At 71.6% G+C, this 6,344-nt stretch carries 3 protein-coding genes and 1 pseudogene; all 4 read left to right on the top strand.

Going from position 1 to position 6,344, the window contains the following annotated elements; all coding sequences use genetic code 11:
• A partial coding sequence (pstC, locus tag I59_RS07930) for a phosphate ABC transporter permease subunit PstC (RefSeq protein ID WP_022903402.1) occupies nt 1–910 on the top strand: 910 nt, incomplete at its 5' end.
• A 2-nt stretch (nt 911–912) separates the two neighbouring features.
• Nucleotides 913–2,283 (top strand): phosphate ABC transporter permease PstA, encoded by a 1,371-nt coding sequence (gene pstA, locus I59_RS07935; protein ID WP_022903403.1) that lies wholly within the window; start codon nt 913–915, stop codon nt 2,281–2,283.
• The gene (gene pstS, locus I59_RS07940; protein WP_022903404.1) at nt 2,280–4,001 is read left to right on the top strand and encodes a phosphate ABC transporter substrate-binding protein PstS; all 1,722 of its coding nucleotides are present in this window, start codon (nt 2,280–2,282) and stop codon (nt 3,999–4,001) included. The genes pstA and pstS overlap by 4 nt, the downstream gene beginning before the upstream one ends.
• Nucleotides 3,998–6,344 (top strand): annotated as a pseudogene (locus tag I59_RS07945) (hypothetical protein); the annotation flags it as partial. The gene pstS and the pseudogene I59_RS07945, both read left to right, overlap by 4 nt.

The following is a 6,344-nucleotide window of genomic DNA, read 5'->3' on the forward strand; positions in this document are numbered from 1 at the left end:
CGCCCGCGCGGGCGGTGTCGCCGTCCTGACGATCATGCTGCTCGTCGGGCTCTTCCTGACGTTCCGGGCGTCGCAGGCCCTCGGGGTCGCCGGTTTCGGCTTCCTCACCACGCAGGCCTGGGACCCGGACGCGCACCGGTTCGGCATCGCCGCCGTGCTCGTCGGGACGATCCTCATCGCCGGGGTCGCGATCGTCTTCGCGGTGCCGCTCTCGCTCGGCACCGCGCTCTACATCACCGAGTACGCGCCCCAGCGGATCCGGAAGGCCTTCATCGGGCTCGTCGACCTGATGGCCGCGATCCCGAGCGTCGTCTACGGCCTCTGGGGGTTCTTCTTCCTGCAGGGCCAGATCACGCCGGTGTCCCGCTGGATCTCGCAGTGGTTCGGCTGGATCCCGCTGTTCCGCGTCTCGGGCGTCGACCTCGACGATCCGCTCGCGTCGCCGACGTCGTACACGGCGTCCACGTTCATCGCGGGCATCGTCGTCGGGCTCATGATCACGCCGATCGTGACCTCGATCATGCGGGAGGTGTTCTCGCAGGCGCCCCTCGGGGAGCGGGAGGGCGCCCTCGCGCTCGGGTCGACGAAGTGGGGCATGATCCGCGCGGTGGTCCTGCCCTTCGGCCGCGGCGGGATCATCGGCGGCACGATGCTCGGGCTCGGCCGGGCGCTCGGCGAGACCATCGCGGTCTACATGATCATCTCGCCGGTGTTCGTGATCCAGCCGCACATCCTGCAGGCCGGCGCGAGCTCGGTGTCGTCGCTCATCGCGCTCCGCTACGGCGACGCGACCCCGTTCGGCATGTCCGCGCTCATGGCGGCCGGACTCACGCTCTTCCTGATGACGCTCTGCATCAACTTCGCGGCGTCCGCCGTCGTCGCCCGGTCGCGTTCGGGAGCGAGCAGCTAGCCATGACCGACACCACGCAGGCGCCGTCGGGCGCCACCACACCCCTGCCCACCGTGCCCCTCCGGACCCCCTCCGCCGTGATCACCGCGCCCGTCCCGGCGTCCACGCCGTCGGGTGCCGGGTCGGGGACCGTGCTGCCCCGACTCGAGCGGGAGCCGGAGCACCGCCGCGGACCCGAGGAACGCCGCACGAACGGCGTCCGGATCAGCGACGTGCTCTGCGTCGTCGGCGCGGCCATCGCGTCGCTCTCGGTCACGTCGATCGTCTTCACCGAGCTCGCGCCGGTGTCCGGGCCGATCGCCTTCGTCGCGGTCGCCTACCTGCTGTTCCTGGTGTTCTACGCGCTCCTCGTCGCCACGAACGAGAGCGGCTCGGTGGTCCGCGACCGGGTCGTGTCCGCGGCGGTGCACTCGCTCGCGTTCGTCGTCGTCGCGACGCTCGTGTTCGTGGTCGGCTTCAGCGTCGTGCGGGCCACGGACGCCCTGCCGCACTGGAACTTCTACACGCAGGACATGGCGCTGACCGGACCGCTCGACCCGATGAGCTCGGGCGGCGTGCTGCACGCGATCGCCGGGTCGCTCATCCAGATCTCGATCGCCCTCGTGATCACGGTGCCGCTCGGCGTGACCACGGCGCTTTTCCTGACCGAGGTGCCGGGGCCGTTCTCCCGCTTCGTGCGCACGATCGTCGAGGCGATGACCGCGCTGCCGTCGATCGTCGCCGGGCTCTTCATCTACGCGAGCGTCATCGTCGGCCTCGGCTTCGACAAGTCGGGCTTCGCCGCGGCGCTCGCGATCAGCGTGATGATGCTGCCGATCATGATCCGGTCCGCGGACGTCGTCCTCCGTCTGGTGCCCGCGACCCTCAAGGAGGCGTCGATCGGGCTGGGGGCCGGCCAGTGGCAGACGGTCTGGCGGGTCGTCCTGCCGACGTCGCGGTCCGGCCTCGTGACCGCGATCATCCTCGCCACCGCCCGCGGGATCGGCGAGACGAGTCCCGTGCTCCTGACCGCCGGCTTCGCGCCCGACCTCAACCTCGACCCGACGAGCGGGCCGATGATCTCGCTGCCGCTGGCGATCTTCGAGTTCGTGAAGTCGCCCGAGCCGAACATGATCGCGCGCGGCTTCGGCGCCGCCGCGGTGCTCATGTTCCTCGTCCTCGTGCTGTTCGTGATCGCCCGCGTGATCGGTTCCCAGACCGTCGCCACCCGCGAACGCCGCCGCGAGCGCATCGCCGCGGCGTGGGGCACCGTGCTCCGCGGCGTCGAGGCCGCCGGGCCCGCCTGGCGTCCGGTCGGCCGCTTCGTCCGCCGGAACGCCCGCCGCTACGTCCACCCCTTCCCTGCCGACGTCTCCAAGAAGGACCCCTCGTGACCACCCGCAGAACCCGCCTGCTCGGCGCGATCACGGCCGCCCTCGCGCTCGCCGTGTCGCTCCTCCCCGTCAGCGCCGCACACGCGGCGGAGTCCTACGTGCCGATCTCCGGCGCGGGCTCGTCGTGGAGCTCCGTCGCCATCCAGCAGTGGGCGGTGAACGTGCAGCAGTACGGCATGAAGGTCCGCTACGCGAGCACCGGGTCGTCGGACGGCCGCAACCAGTTCAAGGCGGGCACGGTCGACTTCGCCGTCTCCGAGATCCCCTACGGCATCAAGGACGGCGGCGTCACCGACGTCCCGCCGACCGTCGGCTACGCGTACATGCCGATCGTCGCCGGCGGTACCTCGTTCATGTACAACCTGGCCTCGGGTGGCAAGCAGATCACCAACCTCCGGCTGTCCGGACCCGTGCTCGCGGGCATCTTCACCGGCTCGATCACGAGCTGGGACGACCCGAAGATCAAGGCGGACAACCCCGGGCTCGAGCTGCCGAAGCGCAAGGTCGTGCCGGTCGTGCGCTCGGACGGCTCCGGGTCCACCGCGCAGTTCACCACGTGGATGAGCAAGAAGTACCCGTCGCAGTGGAACGCCTACTGCAAGCAGGCCGGGCGTCCGCTGCCGTGCGGCGTGACGTCGAACTACCCGACGATCCCGGGCAAGGGCTTCATCGCGCAGCCGAACTCGCAGGGCGTCTCGGGCTACGTCGCGCAGAAGGCGAACGTCGGCACCATCACGTACGTCGAGTACTCCTACGCCCTGAAGACGGGGTACCCGGTCGCGAAGGTCCTCAACAAGTCCGGCTACTACGTCGAGCCCACGGCCTCGAACGTCGCGGTCGGCCTGCTCGGCGCGAAGATCAACACCGACAAGAAGTCGCCGTCCTACCTGACGCAGATCCTCGACGGGGTCTACGACAACCCGGACCCGCGCACGTACCCGCTGTCGTCGTACTCCTACATGATCATCCCGACGACGACGGACGCGAGCCTCACGACGGCGAAGGGCAAGACCCTCGGCGCGTTCGACTACTACTTCCTGTGCGAGGGCCAGCAGCAGGCCGAGGTCCTCGGCTACTCGCCGCTGCCGATCAACCTCGTGCAGGCCGGACTCGACCAGGTCCGTCGGATCCCCGGCGTCCAGGCGAAGTCGATCGACATCCGGAAGTGCAACAACCCGACCTTCTCGGCGGACGGCAAGAACACGCTCGCGGTGAAGGCTCCCCAGCCGCCCGCGTGCGACAAGCTCGGCGCCACCCAGTGCAACACCGGCACCGGCGGCGCGAAGGGCACCGCGACCCCCACCCAGACGAGCAGCGGTTCGGGACGCTCCTCGGGCTCCGGCGGGGCGAACGGTGGAAGCGGCTCCGGGTCGGGGTCCGACGGTGCGAGTTCGGACGCCGGCTCGGGGTCGACGAGCGGTGGGTCCTCCGGCACCACCACCGCGGGGGACCTCTCGAGCGGGAGCGCCGGCGGCTCCGGGTCGGGATCCGGCACCGGCAACGCCGTCGCGGCGCTGAACGACGGGTCGCCCGTGCAGTGCGACGCCGACAGCGGTGTCTGCCAGAACGTGGCGGCGCTGCCGGTCGAGGTCGACGCCGCCGACGGGTGGAGCCCGACCAAGACGCTCATGACCTGTGCCGTGGCCGCACTGCTCGGCCTGGTGCTCCTGCCGCCGTTCATCGGCGTGCTCGTGTCGCGACGGAGGATCCGCAAGTGAAGCACCAGACCCTCGTCCGACTCGGCTCCGCGGCGCTCGTCTTCGGCGTCGTGACGACCACCGTCGCGGGTTCGCTCCTCGTCGCGAGCTTCCCGGCCTCGGCCGCTGCGCCGTCCACGAACTCGTCGTCGTCGGTCACGACGTCGTGGGCGGACGCGCAGGCGGCGCTGGCGACCGGCGGCACGGTGTCCGGCGCCGGGAGCGGCAGCGGCAGCGGCACCGGCCGCCCTGCGTCCGGCACCGCCACCGCGGCGGCGGGCAACACCGACGCCGGCACCGCGGCGGCGAGCAACACGGGCACCGCCACGACCGAGCCCGACCCGGCCGCGACCCCCGACCCCGCCGCAACCGCCGACCCCGACGCGACCCCCGACCCCGCCGCGACCCCCGACCCCGACGCGGCCGACTTCGCCGCCATGTCGTTCACCGTCAGCCAGACCGAGGACCTCACCGACCAGGGCGTCACCGTCAGCTGGACGGGTGCGAAGCCGACCTCCCCGAGCGAGTACGCCACGAACTACGTGCAGATCATGCAGTGCTGGGGCGACGCCGCCACCGGACCGTCGCCCGAGCAGTGCGTCTGGGGTGCCCCGTCCTCGACGATCGCCTCGCTGACCGGCGTCGGCGCGGCCAAGCGCGACCTCGTCATCGGAGACGACCCGCTGCAGGACCCCGCGCTCTCGGGTCCCGACGCGGACCCCGACATGCTCCTCGACCCGCCCGTCGAGAACCCGTTCCTCCGCGCCTACCGGGTGCCGTTCCGTGCGGTCGACGGCTCGCTGTCGAAGAGCACGACGGAGCTGTCGAAGCAGTTCGACGCGACCACCACGAACGAGGTCACGGCGGCGCGCACCGCGAGCGACGGCACCGGACGCGTCACCTTCGAGACGCAGTCCGGACTCGAGGCGCCCCAGCTCGGCTGCGGACAGGACGTCCGCACGGCGACCGGGACGGCACCCCGGTCGTGCTGGCTCGTCATCGTGCCGCGCGGGTCGCACAACCTCGACGGCAGCCCCGCGACCGCGACCGCCGCCGGACGCGTCACCGGCTCGCCCCTGTCGGCCTCGGCGTGGCGCAACCGCGTGGTGTTCCACCTCGGGTTCCAGTCCGTCGCGCAGTCCTGCCCGATCGGGAACAAGGAGCAGCGGCTCGTCGGTTCGGAGACCGCGACCGAGGCCGTCACCGCGTGGCAGCCCGCGCTCTGCCGGCTCGGCACCACGTACGGGTACTCGCAGATCGGCGACGAGGAGGCGCAGCACCAGATCGTCTCGACGACCGACGGCGCGGCACGACTCGCGCTCGTCAACACCCCGCTCGACACCGGGACCGCGTCCGGGACGACCATCCGGTACGCCCCGGTGGCGCAGTCCGCGCTCGTCATCGGCTTCACGATCGACTACCGGCTGTACCCGGACGCCCCCGCGAAGGTCCGCAACGGGCTGCAGGCGCAGGACCTCACCCTCGACGCCCGGCTCGTCGCGAAGCTGCTCACCCAGACGTACCAGGCCGACGTCCCCGGGCGGGGCAAGGGCGACGCGGTCGTGCAGGCGAACCCGACGAGCATCGTCACCGACCCCGAGTTCCTCGCGCTCAACCCGTCCTTCGTCGGGTCGAAGAGCGACTCGGCGCCGGCCGGCCTGATGGTGGCGCTCGGGGACACGGACGCCAACGCCCGGGTCTGGGCCTGGCTCCGGGCGGACCCCGCTGCGCAGGCGTTCCTCGAGGGACGCCCCGACGAGTGGGGGACGCGCATCAACCCCGCGTACCTGCCGCTCGCACTCGGGACGGACACGACGATCGACAGCTTCCCGAAGGCCGACCTCACGATCGCGAAGGGCGGCGACCCGGACGAGACCGGCTACGGGACGCTCGACATGCGGCCGTACATGAACGACATGCACGAGGGCGCGTACCGGACCCTCAAGGCGGACCCGAACGAGAAGGACTCGTGGAACCCGTTCGGGCAGCCGAAGGGCTACACCTCCCTCGGCGCGCAGGTGCCGGGCGCGCGGTTCGTCCTCACCGTGACCGACGCGGCATCGGCGGCCCGCTACGCGCTCCCGACGGCGAAGATCGTCAACGCCGCCGGCGAGGCCGTGGCGCCGACGACCGAGTCGATCACCAAGGGGATCGCCACGATGCGGCCCTCGACCGCCGGTGGTGTCCTGCTCGCCGACCCCACGAACCGCGACCCCGGCGCCTACCCGCTCTCGATGCTCAGCTACGCCGCGGTCAACGTGTGCGCCTCGTCGCCGACCGAGCGTGGCGCGTACGCCACGTTCATCCGGTACGCAGCCGGCACCGGGCAGGTGCAGGGGGAGAAGCAGGGCGAGCTCCCCGCGG

It is taken from the genome of Curtobacterium sp. B8, from assembly GCF_000333315.1.
Taxonomy (GTDB): domain Bacteria; phylum Actinomycetota; class Actinomycetes; order Actinomycetales; family Microbacteriaceae; genus Curtobacterium; species Curtobacterium luteum.